Raw genomic sequence first — 18,009 nt, 5'->3', positions numbered from 1 at the left:
GCCATCGCGGGACAAGCCCGCTCCAACCAGCTATTTGCCGATAAATATCGGCAACAAAATCCAGGCCGTCTATTTTAATAGACGCATCATCTGCGCTACACCCTGCTACAACCCGCAAGATAGAGCATTCACCTCGATAAACCCGACATACCCCTGAAACAATTTGTCAGAATTTAATTGACACACCCCTGCCACCTTCTTATTTTCCCTCCTGCCTCACCTCTCAAAAAAATAATTCCAAACAAAACACGGGCCAGTGCCATCCATGATGCCAGTCTCTTCACGCGCACCCAGCAAGCAGAACAAAGGACCCGTTCTCAGCGTTACCCCTCGCCCGTCCGCTCCACAGATCCAGGAGCGCGACCCGCATGCCCAGTAACAACGCCACAGCCCCCGACGCCCAACTCAAAAAAACCCTGAAACTCTGGCAGGTGGTGATCATCGGCCTGGCCTACATCGCCCCGATGACCGTGTTCGACACCTTCGGCATCGTCTCCGGCATCACCGATGGGCATGTGCCCAGCGCCTATGTGCTGGCCCTGCTCGGCATCCTCTTCACCGCCGTGAGCTACGGCGTGCTGGTTCGCCGCTTTCCCGAGTCCGGCTCGGCCTACACCTATACGCGCCGGGCGATCAACCCGCACGTGGGCTTTCTGGTCGGCTGGTCGTCGCTGCTCGACTACCTGCTGCTGCCGATGGTCAACGCCCTGCTGGCCAAGCTGTACCTGTCGGTAATGTTCCCCGAGGTACCGGCCTGGGCCTGGGTGGTGGGCTTCGTGACGATCATGAGCCTGATCAACATCCGCAGCATCAACCTGGTCGCCAACTTCAACACCTTGTTCGTGGCAATCCAGGCCATCATCATCGGTGTGTTCATCTACCTGACCGTGCGCGGCCTGCACAACGGCGAAGGCCTGGGTACCACCTGGAGCCTGCTGCCGTTTGCCGGAGAAGACACCCACTTCAATGCCCTGGTGGCCGGCGCCACCATCCTGTGCTTCTCGTTCCTGGGCTTCGATGCGGTCACCACCTTGTCGGAAGAAACCGAAAACGCCGAGAAGGTCATCCCGCGGGCGATCTTCCTGATTGCGTTGATCGGCGGCCTGGTGTTCATCATCGTGTCGTTCTACATCCAGTCGTTCTTCCCGAACATGGACCGCTTCCAGGACCACGAGGCCGCCCTGCCGGAAATCGCACTGTATGTGGGCGGCAAGCTGTTCCAGTCGATCTTCATCTGCTGCACCTTCATCAACACCCTGGCCTCGGGCCTGGCCTCCCAGGCCAGTGTGTCGCGCCTGCTGTATGTGATGGGCCGTGACAACGTCATCCCCAAGCGCTACTTCGGGCGCCTGCATGGCAAGTGGAAAACCCCGGCCATCAATATCGTCATCGTGGGTTTCATCTCGCTGTCGGCGATTTTCTTCGACCTGGTGACCGCTACCTCGGTGATCAACTTCGGCGCGCTGGTGGCCTTCAGCTTCGTGAACCTGTCGGTGATCGTTCACTGCTACTGGCGTGAAGGCCGCAGCAAGACCCTGGCCGACAAGTTCAAGTACCTGGTCGTGCCTACCATCGGTTTTTGTATCATCGCCATTCTCTGGCTGGACCTCGATGAACACTCGCTGCTGTTTGGCGGAGTCTGGGCCGCGACCGGGGTGTTGTACCTGGCGTACCTGACCAAAGCCTTCAAGGTTGCGCCGCCGAGCTTCATTGCCGAGTAGTGCCCCACTGAAAACAGCCCGTCGATATCGACGGGCTTTTGCGTTTAACACCGCCAACAATAAAAAAGGACGTCCCATGCTGCTACGCCGCCTGCTCATCCAATGGAAGATCACCCTGCTGGCGGGCCTGTGCCTGCTGGCCATCGTCGCGGTGCTGATGGCGGCGGCGCTGTTTCAATCCAGTCGCAGTGCAGCGCTGGTCAACACGGCCAACACGCAGATACTCGACCAGAACGCCCGCCTGCGCCTGCACACCTACGCCCAATTGCAGGCATCACGCATCCAGCGCTATTTCAAGGACGCCTACCTGTATGGCAATGGCGTCGCCCACCTGATGACGGTGCTCAAGGCCCAAGGCGCCGATGACCTGCGCCAGGTGCTGACTGCACAAGCAAAAACGGCACTGGCCGATAACCCTGAACTGCTGGGCCTGTACCTGGTGTTTTTGCCGGACGCGCTTGATGGCAAGGACAGTGCCTTCATCGATCAGGCCGAGCTGGGCAGCAATGAAAACGGACGCTTTTCCTTGTACTGGTCGCAACCAGCACCCGGCCAGCTGGAGTCCGAGGCCATGCCCGAATCCATGCTCGCCGACACCACCCTGGGTGCCAACGGCTTTGCCTACAATCGCTGGCTGACCTGCCCGCTGGAGACCGGCAGCACCTGCGTTATCGACCCCTATTTCGATACCGTCGGCGACCGCACGCCGCTAATGACCAGCATCGCCATCCCGCTCAAGCAGGACGGCAAGGTGATCGGCGTGATCGGCCTGGACATCAGTCTCGACAACCTGCAGCAACTGAGCCTGGACGGCCGCCAGGAACTGTTCGACGGCAACGGCCAGGTCAGCATCGTCAGCCCCGCAGGCCTGCTGGCCGGACACAGCCGTGACGGCAGCCAGCTGAGCAAGAACATCGAAACGGTGTTCGGCCCACAGTCCAGCGCCCTGACCACACAGATTCGCGCCGGCAAGGCGGCAGAATTCACCGACAACGGCCTGCTCCAGGTCAGCCAGTCGTTCGTACCGGTGCCCGGTGCGCAGCCGTGGAGCGTTTTGCTGGAAGTGCCCGAGCAGGTCCTGCAGGCTCCTGCCATCGAGCTCAACGCGCGCCTCGATGCCCACAACACGCGCGCCAACCTGACCAGCCTGCTCATGGCCCTGGGCGCCGCCGTGCTAGGGCTGCTGGTGATCTGGATGACCGCCCGGGGCGTGACTCGGCCGATCCTCAAGGTGGCGGCGATGCTCAAGGACATCGCCAGCGGCGAAGGCGACCTCACCCGGCGCCTGGACTACACCGGCAAGGATGAGCTGGGAGAACTGACGGGCTGGTTCAACCGCTTTCTCGACAAACTTCAACCAGTGATCGCCGACGTCAAGACCTCGGTACAGGATGCGCGCGGCACCGCCGACCAGTCGGCGGCCATTGCCAGCCAGACCAGCGCCGGCATGCAGCAGCAATTTCGGGAAGTGGACCAGGTGGCCACGGCCTCCCAGGAGATGAGCGCCACCGCCCAGGACGTTGCCCGCAACGCCGCCCAGGCGGCAGAAGCGGCGCGCGGTGCCGACCAGGCCACACGCGAGGGCCTGGCGCTGATCCGCACCACCACCCGCGCCATCGAACAACTGGCGTGTGAAATGACCGCCGGCATGGAGGAAGTCCAGCAACTGGCCAGCCGTAGCGAGCAGATCGGCTCGGTACTCGACGTGATCCGCTCGATTGCCGAACAAACCAACTTGCTGGCCCTGAATGCCGCCATCGAAGCCGCCCGCGCCGGTGAAGCCGGTCGGGGCTTTGCCGTGGTGGCCGACGAAGTGCGCAACCTGGCCAGGCGTACCCAGGACTCGGTGGATGAGATCCGCGTGGTGATCGAAGGGCTGCAGCAAGGTACCCGCGAGGTGGTGGGCTCGATGCACAGCAGCCATCGCCAGGCCCAGAACAGCGTGAGCCAGGCCGAGCAGGCGCTGCCGGCCTTGCAGCGAATTGGCGAGGCGGTGACGGTGATCACCGACATGAACCTGCAGATTGCCTCGGCGGCTGAAGAGCAGAGCGCGGTGGCTGAAGAGGTGAACCGCAATGTGGCGAGCATTCGCGATGTGACTGAGTCGCTCTCCGGGCAGGCTGAAGAGTCGGCGCAGATCAGCCAGGCGTTGAACCGCCTGGCCAATCATCAGCAAGGGCTGATGGCTACGTTCAAAGTGTAGGCGCAGGCTTGCCCTGCGAAAGCGATCGTTCAGTGACATCGCTTCGCGGGGCAACCCCGCTCACAGCACTCTGGCAGGCGACGAAGTCTTCTTTGCGCAGCACCGCCAGGGCAATCAGCGACACCACCCCGGTGCCGATATAGAAGTACCAGGGTGAGGAAATATCCCCGGTCTGCTGGATCAGCCAGGTCGAAATGAACGGCGCACTGCCGCCGAACACCGCCACCGGAATGTTGTAGGCCACCGCGATCCCCGTGGAGCGGATGCGCGTGGGCAGCAATTCGCTCATGGTCGCGTAGGTGGAGGAGGCATACAGCCCGAAGAAGATCGCCACCGCCATCAACGGCAGGAAGAACGAGGTTGGCGTAGCGGTAGGCGCCGCCTTGAAGAACCAGTACATCGCCAGCGTCGCCAATACTCCCACCACCATCAGGAAGGGTTTGCGCCCGTACCGGTCCGTGAACAGGCCGCCAAATGGCATGACGAACGCAGCCGTCAAACTGGCGATGAACACGTAGAGCAGCGTGGTGCCGCTGTCGAACTTGAGGATGCGCGACATATAGGTGGAGGCGAAGGTCAACACCAGGTAGAAGATCGAGCTGTGCAGGGTGATGATGAAGAACACCAGCGTGATCGCCCGCTTCCATTGCCACACTTCACGCAGTGGCGCCTTGGAGGTTTCGCCGGCTTTCTGCAGGGCCAGGAACTCCGGACTGTCCTCGAGCTTGAGGCGAATGTACATGGAGATCAGGCCCATGGGGCCGGCCACCAGGAACGGAATGCGCCAGCCCCAGTCCTGCATCAGCTCGGCGCCGAGCAACCAGGTCATGCCGTTGGCAACCACCCCGCCCAGCACCAGGCCAAGCACTGCGGTGACCATCAGCCAACAGGTGGAGAAGCCCCGCCGACCAGGCCCTGCGTACTCGGAAATGAAGCTGGTGATGGTGCCGATCTCGCCACCGGCCGAAAAGCCCTGCACGCAGCGAATCAGCACCAGCAGGATCGGCGCGGCGATGCCGATGGAGGCGTAGGTGGGCAGCATGCCCAGCAGGCAGGTGGAGCCGGCCATCATCACCAGCACGGTGATCAGGGTTTTGCGTCGACCGATCTTGTCGGCCAGCGGCCCGAAAAACAGCCCGCCCAACGGCCGGATGAAAAAGCTCAGGGCGAAGGCAGCAAAGCTGCTGAGCAGGCTGGTGGTGGGGTCGTCGGAAACAAAGAACGCCTGGCCGATGTACACCGCCAGAAAGCCGTACACGCCATAGTCGTACCACTCGATAAGGTGCCCGGAGGTCGCACCGATAAAGGCACGGCGCCGTTGCCGGGCCGGGTTGTGCTCACGCGTAGCCATAGGAGTATTCCTGTCTTGTTCTTATTGATGGAAAACAGTCACGGGGTAACAGCAGTACCGGCAGCCTCCTGCAGCCACTGACGCAGTGTGGTCTTGAGCACCTTGCCGTAGCTGTTCTTCGGCAGCTCGGCGAGGAACACATACTTCTTGGGCTTTTTGAACGAAGCCATGCGCTCGAGGAACCAGCTGGTGAGCGAATGTTGGTCCAGCGGCTGGTTGCCCCGGGCAACCACGAAGGCCACCACCGACTCGCCCCACTCCTCGTCCGCCTCGCCGACCACGCAAACCTCGAACACTTCGGGGTGCAGCGCCAGCACCTCTTCCACTTCACGCGGATATACATTGCTGCCACCGGAAATGATCACGTCCTTGCAGCGGTCGGTGAGGGTCAGGTAGCCCTGGTCGTCGAGGTAGCCGATGTCACCGGTCAGCAGCCAGCCATCGACCAGCGCTTCGCGGGTGGCGGTCTCGTTGCGCCAGTAGCCGTGCATGACCGTCGGGCCGCGCACGGCAATCTGGCCGGGCTGCCCTGCCGGCAACGGGCGCAGTTGGGCGTCGAGCACGCGGACATCCACGCAGGCATGGGCCAGCCCCACCGATGACGCGATGCGGGCCCAGTCCGGGCGTTGACGATCGGCAATCAGCTCGCGGGGCAAGGCACTGATGGTCATCGGGCTCTCGCCCTGGCCGTAGATCTGCACCAGCCGCGGGCCGAAGGTACTGACGGCGTCCTGGAGGTCGGCCAGGTACATGGGCGCGCCGCCGTACACGATGGTCTTGATGCCTTCGCCGGCGTAGCCACTGCAGCGGGCCTGCTCGACCATGCGCTTGACCATGGTCGGCGCTGCGAACAGGGTCACCTCGCCCAACTGGCTGGCGAGCGCGAACAGCTCATCGGCCTTGAAGCCACGGGACTCGGGTACCACATGCCGGGCACCGCAGCGCACATGAATGAAGTTGTACAGCCCGGCGCCATGGGACATGGGGGCGGCATAGACCACCGCGTCCCGGGCGCTGACCGCATCGACATCCAGCGGGTAGCACAGCGACATTGCCGCCAGGTTGCCATGGGACAGCATCACGCCCTTGGAGCGCCCGGTGGTGCCGGAGGTGTAGAACAACCAGGCCAGGTGATCGGCGTCGCACGTGTAGGGAATGGCCTGGGCATCGCCAGTGTTCGCCAGCGCCCGGCCGCGCCCCGCCACTTCGCGGCAGGCCAGCTCGTTGGCAGCGAACACCTGTCCGTCATCGGTGAACAGCACCCGCGCCTGGGCGTTATCGACGATCCAGCCGGCCTCGCTGCGGTGCAGCTTGCAGTTGATCGGCACCGCCACGGCACCGACCCACCACACCGCGTACATCAACTCCAGGTACTCGCAGCAGTTCTTCATGAACAGCGCGACGCGATCACCAGGCTCGACCCCGTGCTGATGCACCAATTCATGGGCAAGACCACGCACCCTGGCAGCAAAACCCTGATAGTCGGCAACCTGCCGTGCCCCTTCGAACAGCGCCGGACGCTCGGGCCAGCGCTGGGCGGCGGCGTGCAACCAGTTGGCAATATTCACCGTTACGCCCTCCGCGCCTGCAGCACCGAGGCGTAGTTGGCCACCGCCATCCCGCCCATGTTGAACAACAGCCCGAACTCGGCATTGGCGGCCGACAGGCCAATCGGCTTGCCCGTCAGCTGACCGAACGCCAGGGCATGCATCGACACACCCGTGGCTCCCACCGGATGCCCCTTGGCCTTGAGCCCGCCCGACAGGTTGACCGGCAGCTTGCCACCGGCCTGCACGATTCCGTCGTCCAGCGCACGATAGCCCTGCCCTTGCGGTGCCAGGCCCATGGCTTCATAGATCAGCAATTCGGCGATGGTGAAGCAATCGTGGACTTCGGCAAAACCCAGGTCATCCAGGGTCACCTGCGCCTTGCCCAGGGCCGTGCGGATGGCCCGCTGCGGCCCTTCGAACGCCAGCAGGTCGCGGCTGGACAACGGCAGAAAATCGTTGACCTGGACCATGCTGCGAATCGCCACCTCGCGGCGGAACTGACTGGCGCGCTGCTCCGACGCCAGCACAATCGCCGCCGCACCATCGGTGACCAGCGAGCAGTCGGTCAGGCGCAGCGGCTCGGCAATATAGGGATTGCTCTCGGACACCGTGTTGCAATGTTCAAAACTCATCGCCTTGTGCATCTGTGCCAACGGATTGGCCATTGCGTTGGCATGGTTTTTCGCGGCAATTGCAGCCATCGCCGACAGCGGGCTCTGGTAGCGCTGCCCGTATCCTGCGGCGGCCAGCCCGAACAACTGCGGGAAGCTCAAGCCAGCTTCCTCTGCGTCATGCTGGTACCCTGCCCCGGCCAGGGCCTGGGTCACCTGAGCGGTGGAGTTCGACGTCATTTTCTCGGCCCCCACCACCAGCACCAGCTCTGCGGCGCCCGAGCGAATCGCGTTGATCCCCGCCTGGATCGCCGCCGAGCCAGAGGCACAGGCATTCTCGCAACGGGTAGCGGGCTTGAAACGCAGCGCCGGGTCAGCCTGCAACATCAACGATGCCGGAAAACCGTCGGGCACCAGCCCCGAATTGAAATGCCCGAGGAACAGCGCATCGATCTGCGAAGCGGCAACATCCGCATCGGCCAGGGCGGCACGGGTGACATCGACAATCAGGTCTTCGAGCGTGGCATCGTGCAAGCGGCCAAAGCGCGAATGCGCGGCGGCGACGATGCTGACGGAGTCGGTAGCCATGGTTTTTATCCTTGTGGTTGAACAGGCGTTCCCTACAATGGCCCGAACCTCCAGGGCCTCGCTATTCGTACAACTACGTACAAGGATGAGTAGCGCAGCAGAATTTGTGGGGGCGGGCTTGCCCCGCGATTGCGATTTGCCCTACAAATCGCATCGCGGCGCAAGCCCGTCCCCATCCACATGCCCAAGGCAGGCCTGCCCATGACCGACCCAGCCCGACAACTGCAAGACCTCGAGCGTCTCGCCTTCCAGGTGTCGCCTGCGCCGCAAGTCATCACCGGCAATCGCCGCATGCTCGACCTCAACGAAGCCTTCCAGAGCCTGTTCGGCTACCAGCGTGATGAACTGATGGGTGAGCTGATCCTCAAGCTCTACCCCTCACAGGCCGACTACCAGGCCATCGGCGAACGCAGCCTGAGCTGGCTGCGCCACGCCAAGAACGGCGCCTACTCCGACGAGCGTTTCATGCAGCATCATAGTGGCGAAGTCTTCTGGGCCCGGGCCAACGGCTATACCCTGACCCCGGACGATCCCTTTCAACTGATGGTGTGGCATTTCGAGCGCATGGACCGTGTGTTCAGGCCTACCGTCAACCTTACGCCCAGGGAGCGAGAGATATCGGCGCATATCGTCAACGGGCTGACGTGCAAGGAGATTGGCCGCAAGCTGGCTATCTCGCACCGAACGGTGGAAGTGCATCGGGCGCGGCTGATGAAGAAGCTCTCGGCGAAGAACAGCGCAGAACTGGTGTCGCGGATCATTGTGTTGAATTGAGCTGAGGCAGCGGTCCTGCCATTCACCACCATTCGTCGCATTTGGAAACACTCCAGCCACACCCTACCAACCTCTGGCTTGCCAATTGCACAAGCCGGCTCCAGCGGCCTCGACAAGACGTAATTCTGACGCGGCAGCGGCCACAATAATTGCTTGTTATCGGAGATGTACCGTGTCGACGCTCAGTGAAATCGCAATGAACCACGCGAGAATGGTCAAAAGGCTGGCGCAGGAATCGCTTGAGCAGGAAGCTCGACAGCCACTGGTCGTGGGTGGTTTCGAAGTATCAACCCTTGATACGCCAGAGCACATGCCGCTGCACTTCATCATGGATACTCAAGACAGAAACATCGACCTGACCGCTGTAGCTGTCTGACAGACGCATAAGGTGCCGTGCCGCGGCCGTTGCCTGTTCGAAGGTCTTTGCCTGCCCTTTCAACGGTTTAGTTGAGACACGCGCAGACTTAGGGCAAGCTCCCAGGAACTCTCGCACCCGAAAAGGATTTCAAGGATGCCATTTCCACCGAACGAGCGAACGGCACTGCTGGCACTGAAAGGCGTAGGCCCTACCGTCCTCACCAGGCTTGAACAGATGGGGATCGATTCGCTGGCCGAGCTGGGCAAGTCGGATGTCGGCGACATCCTCGCTCAAGCGTCGGCCGCGGTGGGATCGACCTGCTGGAAGAACAGCCCGCAAGCTCGAGCAGCCATTACTGCGGCCGTTGAGCTTGCCAGAGGTTTTACTGGACGCGAACCGGGCCGGTAGCTCAGGCTCAGGATTTTCGAGATAAATCTGCTACTTCCTGCAAAAGCCTGGGCAGATTTTCCAAGGCTCTTTTTCGAGCCGCGGTAAATTGGTTCAACACAGCCAGCTTTGCAGGATCTCCTTCCTGCAGGCTCTTCAACACCGCCGGTAACAGATGCAAATGGCACTGGGCGAGCCAGTTGGACAATCCAGCGTGGTGCTTCCACTGGCGCTGGTTGCCAAGATAAACAGCCCACATTCTGATCCAGTCCACATCTGAACGTGGCGCAGGGACAACCCCACATAGGCTATTCATCTGTACCTGATCGTCGAGGTGGCTTTCTACGTAGGCGATGAGTGCGGCACTGAACAAGATCTGGTAACTGCTGACCGTCACCAAGTTGATGCGACTACCTTCAAATGCATGCACGCTTCCATCGGGAATGATTGGAACAGCACTCGCACTGCAGTCAATGTAAAGGGCGTCGGGATCTCCGGCTAAGCTGCCTCTTTCGAGGATTACACGATCGGATTCAATCGCCTGAACCCGGCCCAGGCGCACCACATCGCTGATACGCCGTAGCGCCTGTAATTCACCTTGTGAAACGGTTGCACCACGAAAACCATTAGGTTCGACAGCCGTATCTATGCGCAGCAGTTCCCCGGCACCTTCGAGCCTCAGGAACAGGTCAGAGATCGAATCAGCAGCGCCTATTGCGTCGAACTGCTTCACAAGGCTACCGATTGTTCGAACAAAGTTTTCCTGCCCGGGTTGGACGTTAGCGCGATCCAGCAGCCAGAACGCGTTTGGAACGATCCATTGAATCCTGCTGGGCGCCACGCCATTCTGCAGTAGCCACAGGCAGGCATCGATACCGGTCTTCCCTCCTCCCACCACAACATAACGCAAGGGAGGCTGTCCGATCCTTGGCAAGTCGTTCGGCGTGATACACCGTACACCTGGAGCGACCCGGTAGCGTGGGGCATGGGTGGAAGGAACGGCGGTCTGGGCGATAGTCGCGTCCACCAGCTTCCTGCGCACCTGGACAGCACGACTGTCGCCGGTGAGCAAGGAAGTGATGCAATGATTCGCAGTGCGATCCCCTTCGTAGCTGTGCATTGGAAAATAATGCACTCGACCCGAAGGCAAGAATCGCTGATGCATCAATTGATCGAAATAACTGACAATCTCGGCGCCTGAGGCCAGCTCATACATCCCACCGCCCCATTCGGACTCGTCCTTCCTACCAGAGCCAAGCTCGCGGGAGTTGACGCCATAGAAAGCAGAGGGTTGATGCAGCCGGACAAACGAGTAGGCATCGTTCCAGTGTCCACCCGGCTGAGCATGTCGATCCACCATCAACACACTCGCATCCGACTCATCAAGCAAGGTATCGACGAAGGCCATCGCTGTTGCCCCCGCGCCGATCACCAGATAATCGGTATTGATGGATGCAGTGCTCATAGAAACGCCCTCACTGCGATGGAGAACTCTCCTCCATCAATTCAGGCTAGTTCGCTTTGCATGTCGCAAGAGAACAGTTGTTCCTTATCTACATAGCCATCTGTGATGAGCGCTGTGCTGGGGCCGGGGGAGTAGAAAGTAAAGATATCAATCTCGCAAGCATACTTTCCAGCTGCTGAAACCATGGCCGGCTTTTTCAACCGTTTCGGCCAAAAGGAGACATTCGGATTTACTCCGAGTCTCCCTGCCAGCCTCGCCTCTGAAGGTTTAAGAATGCGAGTATGTTGATCAATTACACATTACAGATTTGTGGTGATTTGTTTTCCAGCTGTTTTTAGGTCATTCAGCAACAGCTTCTGAGATGCGTTCTCCAGCCTGTGACAATTGAGCTCGAACAGCAGGTATACGGCGGCTGACTCTGTCCACGAGGTAAACCAGCCCGTGGTAGTCGATGCCACTGTGTCGAGACAATCCGATCTCACACGTACGGCTGGTGGAGATGCCTTCGTCGCAAAACTGCACCGCCTCCTTGAGGCTACGCAAAGCGTGGCTGTTCAACTGCGGGGTGGTGAAGCCCTTGTCGCCGGCGAAGCCGCAGCAATGAATACCCTCGGGAATGACTACCTGCGTGGAACAGCGCCGGGCGATGTCGATCAGGGCTTGGGCCTCGCCGAGGTGCTGGGTGCTGCAGGTGACATGCACGGCGATCGGTGCATCCTGGGGCTCGAACTCCAGGCGGTCGAGCAGATAGGTGCGGATAAAGCGCACTGGGTCATGGATCTCGAGTCGCTCATCGGCCAGGTCCTGCATCAGCCGCAAGGTGCAAGGGCTGGTGTCGCAATAGATCGGGTCGAGCCCGCCGCGGCTGGCCTTGAGCAAGGCATCGCGGGTTTCCTGGCGTTTGTACTCGGCCTGTTCCGCGTAGCCCTTGGAGGCAAAAGGCTGGCCGCAGCAGAGCGCGTCCAGGTTGTCCGGGAAAATCACCTGGTAGCCCGCTTTTTCCAGCAGGGCACAGGTTTTGTCGAACAGCGGTTGCTGCTCCTGATCGCTGGCTGCCGGGCCCATGACACGGGACACACAGGCCGCCAGATACACCACCCGTGGACGTTCATCCGAAGTGGCCGGTTCAGGGAGCTGCAGACGCTGCACAGGCTGCGGCATCGCTGGCGTCCACTCGGGCAATTTGCCCTGGCTGACCTGGGTCAGGGTCGCGGTGGTCTTGGCGAACAACGGAGTGCCCAGCATCCGGTGCGCCGTATTGGCCACGTACAAGGTGAAGCGAGCGCCCTGCACCGCCGAGGCGAAATGCTCGGCCAGCCAATTGGCCGCACGGGGGCTGTGGGCCCGGGTGCCGCGCAGTTTTCGGACTAGATCACCAGTGTTGATGCCCACCGGACAGCGCTGGCCACACAGGCCGGTGGCCGCACAGGTATCAAGGCCATGGCGCTGGTAGGCGCGCTCCAGTTCAGCAGTATCGATGCCGGCACGCTTGCGCGCCTGGATGTCACGCCAGATGACAATGCGTTGACGCGGGGTCAGCGTCAGGCCGTTGGAGGGGCACACCGGTTCGCAGAAACCACATTCGATGCATTTGTCCACGATGTCATCGGCCGTCGGCATCGGCTTGAAGTTTTTCAAGTGAATGTGAGGATCCTCGGACAACACCACATCGGGGTTGAGGATGCCGCGAGGGTCGAGCAGGCGCTTGATTTTCCACATCAGCTGGTAGGCTTCAGTGCCCCATTCCAGCTCGACGAAAGGTGCCATATTACGCCCGGTGCCGTGCTCGGCCTTGAGCGCACCGCCGTATTCCACCGCCACCAGTTGGGTCACATCGCCCATGAAGGCCTCGTAACGGGCCACCTGGTGCGGGTCATCGAAGCCCTGGGTGAAGACGAAATGCAGGTTCCCTTCAAGGGCATGGCCGAAAATGATCGCTTCGTCGTAACCATGTTTGTCGAATAGCTGGATCAGTCGATTGACGCCCTCGGCAAGCTGTTCGACAGGAAAGGTCACGTCCTCGATGATCACCGTGGTCCCCGTCTGACGCACCGCACCGACTGCCGGGAAGGTGTCCTTGCGGATCCGCCACAGCTGGTTGTAGACCTGCGGGTCATCACTGAAGTCAACCTGTTTCTCCACCGGGAAATGCGCGATGGCGGCCATGACTTGCGCCAGTTGCTCTTGCAGCAGTGCACCGGTTGCCGCACGCGACTCAATCAACAAGGCACAGGCGCCCGCCGACAATTCACGCACCCACTGGGGCATACCGGCCATGTTCTCCACCGAGCGCAGGCTGCGCCGATCAAGCAGCTCCACAGCCGCGACAGGCTGTTGTTTGAGCACCGGTACGGCCTTGCAGCAGATGCCGACGTCGGGAAAGACGATCAGCGCGCTGGCTTTGTGCGGGTGGTCGGGCACGGTGTCATAGGTCACCGCACTGATGAACCCCAGGGTCCCTTCGCAACCCACCATCAGGTGATTGAGAATATCCAGCGGGTCCTCGAAATCGATCAGGGCGTTGATCGAGAAGCCCGTGGTGTTTTTCAGTCGGTACTTGTGGCGAATCCTGGCGGCCAAAGGCAGATTGGCTCGGGTCTGGCGCCCCAAATCGGCGAGCTGCTGCAACAGCTCGCCGTGGCTGGCACGGAAGGCGGCGATGCTGGATGGACTTTCGCTGTCTAGTACGGTGCCGTCGGCCAACACCAGGCGCAGGCCAGCGAGGGTGTGATAGGTATTCTGGGCCGTGCCGCAACACATGCCACTGGAGTTATTAGCGACGATACCACCAATCTTGGCAGCGTTGATCGACGCAGGATCAGGACCAATCTTGCGTTTGAAAGGGGCCAGTGCAGCATTGGCCTGGGCGCCGATGACGCCGGGCTGCAGACGGATCTGCTGGCCATTGCCACGGATATCACGGCGGTTCCAACGGTCGCCAAGCACGATCAATACCGAATCGGAAATGGCCTGGCCAGAGAGGCTGGTGCCGGCGGCGCGGAAGGTCACCGGCACGCGCTCGGCATTGGCCAGTTTGAGCAGCGCGACCACTTCGTGCTCGGATTCGACCCGCAGCACCAACTGGGGAATAAGCCGGTAAAAGCTGGCATCGGTGCCGAACGCGAGGGTCGAAAGCGGGTCATCGAAACGCCGGTCACGGGGAATCAGCCGCTCGACAGCGGTGGTAAAAGTCGCCGGTAACATTGCTTGTCTCCATCAATCACCCCGGCGGCCAGTTCGGGGGTGCGAGGCCGCAGGGGCTGGTCAAACGGCTGAAGCCACAGAGAACAGCCGGATTGTGCTTTGGTTGCAGAAACGGGGTGAGTCAGCGGATGCCATGCGCGACCGCTGACGGCCCGGTCACTTGGCCAAAATGCTTCGGGAACGGGTCTCTGAACGGGCCCGGCGGGTTTCGATAAGCCGGGCGAACCGGCGCTTGCTCGCTTCGGGATTGATGAGCAACAAGCCGATGACACTGGTGACGATGCACAGCGCGCCCGCGACTACGAAGCCCTTGTCATAGCCCAGCGCAGGTGTGTTGGAGCCCTGGATAAAAGCCCCCATCAGTGCGGGCGCGACCAGGCCGCCAGTGGTGGCCAGGGCGCTGTTGATGGACATCATCGAGGAGCGCTGCCCGGCCGGCATAATTTCGGCAACGATCGCCGAACTCAGCACGAAGGTGATCTGCGGCAAGTTGCAACCGATCGCCAACAGGATGACCTTGAGCAGCGGATTGTGCACAGCAAAGACCGCGAGCAGGATCAGCGCACCGCCAATCAGCACCAGCAAGGAGGTCAGCCAACCCCGTGCATACTTCGAGGCGAGCCCTGATTTCAGCAAACGCTGGGACACCCAGGAGCCGCAAAGGACGATCGGGATGTTGAACGCGGTGAACACCATGAACATCCAACCGGCATCAGTCGGGTCGTAATGCATCACCTTGCCCATGTAGGACGGTACCCAGGTGAACATCACCGAGAAGATCCAATAGCTGGTCCAGTACATCAGCATGTTCGCCAGGAAGGTTCTGTCGGTAATCAGCTCCCAGTAAGGCAGACGGGGCGCATCGCCATCGGCCTGCACCGCGCCTTGTTCAGTGACCTTGCCTTCGGCACCGAAATAAGTCCACAGCGCCATCCACACGAGGCTGGCCACACCGAGCACCATGAACGCCGCATGCCAGCTCCACTTCACCACGACAAACGTCAGGAGCGGGCCGGAGATCAGCAGTCCGGCAGTGACGCCCTGAAAGATCACCGCGGACGGCAAGTTGCGCTTGTCGTTGGGGAACCACTTGTAACAGGCGTGCAGCGCCAGCGGATAAGCCGGCCCCTCCCCCATGCCGAGCAGGATGCGTGAAAAGTACAGCAGCGGTACCGAGGCCACGAAGGCCAGCGGAAATTGCGCCACGCCCCAGATGCCGGCACATACCAGCAATAACTTCTTGGATGACACCCGCTCGGCCACAAAGCCGAACCCGATGGCCGACAACGAGAATAGAAGAAAGAAGCTACTGGCGATCATGCCGAACTCAGCGGGAGAAAGTCCCAGGTCGGCCATCAGGGGACCTGCGACGATGCCGAGAATCGCCTTGTCCATGAAGTTGATCACCATGAACACCGCCAGCAGGATCGTGATGACCCAGGCATGCGTTTTGGTACTTTTAAAGCGAGCCATATCCCACCTCAGAATTGATGTTGAAACCATCGGGTCGTCGTGATGCGAGCCGAAGTGGAATTAACTGGAACAATCTGAAACGTAGCGATCGGATGAGGTCCGGTCTTGCGGGCGGGGACATCCAGGCATGGAAAGGATATTACTCAAGGTAGCAGCAAACGTTGTGTGCACAGACATGACGTTCTCCAGGCTGACTGAAGGTACTTTGGCCCCAGTCGAGTTTATTGTTGTTGTTTTGCACCGCAGAATTACTATATAGCACTATAGCTTAGAAGGTATAGAAAATTTATCACCATCCATCAGAAGACGCCCAGCGCTATTCGCCCGCCCGGGGTGCATGTCAAATGTGTTTGTTTTCTGCGGAATCGGCAGTATTACCGCAGGCTGTGGTGAACCTGCAGCAGACCGATTCGTGTCTTGGTGGGATCGCACGGCAACGCCCATCAATAACAGGCAAGCGTGCGTTCAACCGGGACCAGGGGACGGCCCCGCTATGTAGACTCCGACGGGGTCAAGGCTCCAGATTGGCGTCCAGACGCAGCCGATAGCCATTGGGTGGAATGAACGCTTCCTGGTAATACAGCGGTCGACCATTGTTGCCCATGGCGTGAAATTCGAGCACCGCGCCGACCGTGCCCTCTTCAAGTGCCAACTGCTGGCAGACCTCGTCCGGGAAACGTTCGCAGCGCAGCTTCTGGTCGAGGCTGGCGATGCTGATGTGGTAGCGGTTGAACAGCAGCGCCTTGAAGTTCGCACCGGCAAAATCGAGCAGCTCCGCCTCGGCAAATGCCGGGAAACGATCGCTGTCGATGTAAAAGTGGGTGAAGCAGTGAAACAGTTCATCCACGGCAAACACCCGGTCGACCTTGACCACGTTACGCACGTTCGAGCCCAGCTTGTCGGCCCAATCCTTGCCGTCCAGGCCGGTTTCCTGACCAACCACTTCGGCATAGATCGGCAGGACTTGTCCGGCGTCGTCCTCGAAACGCAGGTGCATCGGCGACATCATCGGCATCGCTCGCTCGGCCACAAAAGTGCCATGTCCGTGACGGCGCACAATCACTTTGGCCTGAACCAGCTCACGCAATGCCTTCTGCACAGTGCCCAGGCTGAACGGGGTAATGGCCGCCAGCGTGGATTCATTGGGCAACTGCGAACCCGGTCCCCAGTAACCGTCATTGATTGCCGCCAGCAGGGTTTCCCGCAGTTGCGCGTATTTGGGCAAGCCGAGCACTTCCTGTGGCTGGTAACGATCGTAAAAATCGACCGTTTCTACTTCAGACATTTTTTGTACTCCTTCAGACCTCTCCGACGCTTTTGCCAGAGAGACATTGACCAAAGCTATATAGCTTTATATTATAGCTCATGACACCCGGAAATACTCCACCGTGTCTGCCCGACCTGACCCCCTGCCAACCGCCCGCGCGAGCGGCAAGAACAGCAGCCGATCCCGGCAGGATGATCCATGGAACTACACCCGGAATTCCACTCACTCCTCATCATTCTTGTCGCCGTAGCCATTGGCAGCTACCTGCAAGCGTTCACCGGGTTCGCGCTGGGCATTATCGTACTGGCGATTGCCGTACTCACCCACGCGGCCCCCATCGCCATCGTCGCCACCACCATCACTATCGTCGCCCTGCCCGGCATCGCCATCGCCCTCGCTCGCCACTGGCGGCACATTGACCGGGCATCGTTCTGCCAGACCCTCATCGGCTTGGCACCCGGCACGCTGCTGGGCCTATGGTTGCTTGGCAAAATGGGCGAAGAACATACCGCGCTGCTGCAACTGTTGCTGGGTGGGCTGATCGTGGCAGGCGGTATCGCCCTGCTCATCAAACCACGGCCTCATCCATCCCGCTCAAGCCCCATGAGCTTCGTCATGATGGGCCTGCTCGGAGGCCTGATGGGCGGCATGTTCAGCATACCGGGGCCACCGCTGATCTATCACTATTATCGTCAACCGGTGTCCATTCAGGCCATCCGTACCAGCTTGCTGGCGCTGTCCGGCGTCATGTCATTGATCCGCTTGATCATGCAGGTCCTGCAAGGGGAGCTAAGCGCCGAGGTCATCTCGCTGGGCATGCTGTCGATTCCGGTCGCCATGCTCGCCAGTTGGCTGTATGTGCGCTTTCCGCCGCAACTGTCCGACCTGAGCATGCGTCGCGGTGCCTTTGCGCTGTTTGTCGCGATGGGCGGTTTCATCTCGCTCACCGCAGTGCTGCCGAACGCCACGGCCGCCCCTGTGAAGCCGGCCATGAGCGCACGTCCAGGCAAAATTTTTCCCGCTGTGTCACCGCAGTTCTCAACGCCTATGCCTTGAG

General features: G+C 60.6%; 13 protein-coding genes and 1 pseudogene. 7 read left to right on the top strand and 7 right to left on the bottom strand.

Annotation, left to right across the window (positions count from 1 at the left end; all coding sequences use genetic code 11):
* Positions 1 to 368: 368 nt before the first annotated feature.
* The 3 genes and pseudogenes from NPS58_RS04300 (at position 369) to NPS58_RS29545 (ending at position 3,924) form a co-directional block, all read left to right on the top strand.
* Positions 369 to 1,721 (top strand): APC family permease, encoded by a 1,353-nt coding sequence (locus NPS58_RS04300; RefSeq protein WP_274113826.1) that lies wholly within the window; start codon positions 369 to 371, stop codon positions 1,719 to 1,721.
* A 76-nt stretch (positions 1,722 to 1,797) separates the two neighbouring features.
* Positions 1,798 to 3,066 (top strand): annotated as a pseudogene (locus NPS58_RS29550) (HAMP domain-containing protein); the annotation flags it as partial.
* 102 nt (positions 3,067 to 3,168) lie between these two features.
* Positions 3,169 to 3,924, top strand: a complete 756-nt coding sequence (locus NPS58_RS29545; protein ID WP_425313050.1) for a methyl-accepting chemotaxis protein — start codon at positions 3,169 to 3,171, stop codon at positions 3,922 to 3,924.
* Here NPS58_RS29545 and NPS58_RS04290 read toward each other — a convergent pair.
* The 3 genes from NPS58_RS04290 to NPS58_RS04280 are packed head-to-tail and all read right to left on the bottom strand — an operon-like array spanning position 3,914 to position 8,024.
* Positions 3,914 to 5,275 carry an MFS transporter gene (locus NPS58_RS04290; protein WP_274113822.1) on the bottom strand — a complete coding sequence of 454 codons (1,362 nt, stop codon included), beginning with the start codon at positions 5,273 to 5,275 and terminating at the stop codon, positions 3,914 to 3,916. The genes NPS58_RS29545 and NPS58_RS04290 overlap by 11 nt on opposite strands.
* A 38-nt stretch (positions 5,276 to 5,313) precedes the next feature.
* A complete protein-coding gene (locus NPS58_RS04285) occupies positions 5,314 to 6,843 on the bottom strand; it encodes a class I adenylate-forming enzyme family protein (RefSeq protein ID WP_274113820.1) in 1,530 nt (509 codons plus the stop codon).
* A 2-nt stretch (positions 6,844 to 6,845) separates the two neighbouring features.
* Positions 6,846 to 8,024 carry an acetyl-CoA acetyltransferase gene (locus NPS58_RS04280; RefSeq protein WP_274113818.1) on the bottom strand — a complete coding sequence of 393 codons (1,179 nt, stop codon included), beginning with the start codon at positions 8,022 to 8,024 and terminating at the stop codon, positions 6,846 to 6,848.
* Between the two features lie 201 nt (positions 8,025 to 8,225).
* Between NPS58_RS04280 and NPS58_RS04275 the strand changes: the two genes are divergently transcribed.
* The 3 genes from NPS58_RS04275 (at position 8,226) to NPS58_RS04265 (ending at position 9,564) form a co-directional block, all read left to right on the top strand.
* Positions 8,226 to 8,798, top strand: coding sequence for a LuxR C-terminal-related transcriptional regulator (locus NPS58_RS04275; protein WP_274113816.1), 573 nt, complete (start codon positions 8,226 to 8,228; stop codon positions 8,796 to 8,798).
* A gap of 172 nt (positions 8,799 to 8,970) precedes the next feature.
* A complete protein-coding gene (locus NPS58_RS04270; RefSeq protein WP_274113814.1) occupies positions 8,971 to 9,174 on the top strand; it encodes a hypothetical protein in 204 nt (67 codons plus the stop codon).
* Between the two features lie 135 nt (positions 9,175 to 9,309).
* A complete protein-coding gene (locus NPS58_RS04265; protein WP_274113813.1) occupies positions 9,310 to 9,564 on the top strand; it encodes a helix-hairpin-helix domain-containing protein in 255 nt (84 codons plus the stop codon).
* A gap of 7 nt (positions 9,565 to 9,571) precedes the next feature.
* Here the strand turns inward: NPS58_RS04265 and NPS58_RS04260 are convergent, their stop codons facing one another.
* The 4 genes from NPS58_RS04260 to NPS58_RS04245 form a co-directional block, all read right to left on the bottom strand.
* Positions 9,572 to 11,008 carry an NAD(P)-binding protein gene (locus NPS58_RS04260; protein WP_274113812.1) on the bottom strand — a complete coding sequence of 479 codons (1,437 nt, stop codon included), beginning with the start codon at positions 11,006 to 11,008 and terminating at the stop codon, positions 9,572 to 9,574.
* A 339-nt stretch (positions 11,009 to 11,347) separates the two neighbouring features.
* The gene (locus NPS58_RS04255; protein ID WP_274113811.1) at positions 11,348 to 14,212 is read right to left on the bottom strand and encodes an FAD-binding and (Fe-S)-binding domain-containing protein; all 2,865 of its coding nucleotides are present in this window, start codon (positions 14,210 to 14,212) and stop codon (positions 11,348 to 11,350) included.
* Positions 14,213 to 14,368: 156 nt separating this feature from the next.
* Positions 14,369 to 15,685 carry an MFS transporter gene (locus NPS58_RS04250; protein ID WP_274113809.1) on the bottom strand — a complete coding sequence of 439 codons (1,317 nt, stop codon included), beginning with the start codon at positions 15,683 to 15,685 and terminating at the stop codon, positions 14,369 to 14,371.
* Between the two features lie 511 nt (positions 15,686 to 16,196).
* Positions 16,197 to 16,970 (bottom strand): GntR family transcriptional regulator, encoded by a 774-nt coding sequence (locus NPS58_RS04245; RefSeq protein ID WP_274113807.1) that lies wholly within the window; start codon positions 16,968 to 16,970, stop codon positions 16,197 to 16,199.
* Positions 16,971 to 17,150: 180 nt separating this feature from the next.
* Here NPS58_RS04245 and NPS58_RS04240 point away from each other — a divergent pair, with 180 nt between their 5' ends.
* Positions 17,151 to 18,008: a TSUP family transporter gene (locus NPS58_RS04240; RefSeq protein WP_274113805.1), complete on the top strand. Its 858-nt coding sequence runs from the start codon at positions 17,151 to 17,153 to the stop codon at positions 18,006 to 18,008.
* The last annotated feature ends 1 nt before the right edge of the window (position 18,009 follow it).

Origin of the sequence: Pseudomonas putida (genome assembly GCF_028682455.1) — a bacterium.
Classification (GTDB): domain Bacteria; phylum Pseudomonadota; class Gammaproteobacteria; order Pseudomonadales; family Pseudomonadaceae; genus Aquipseudomonas; species Aquipseudomonas putida_AA.
The sequence above is the reverse complement of the archived record's forward strand: the minus strand, read 5'-3'. Positions and strand labels throughout refer to the sequence as shown.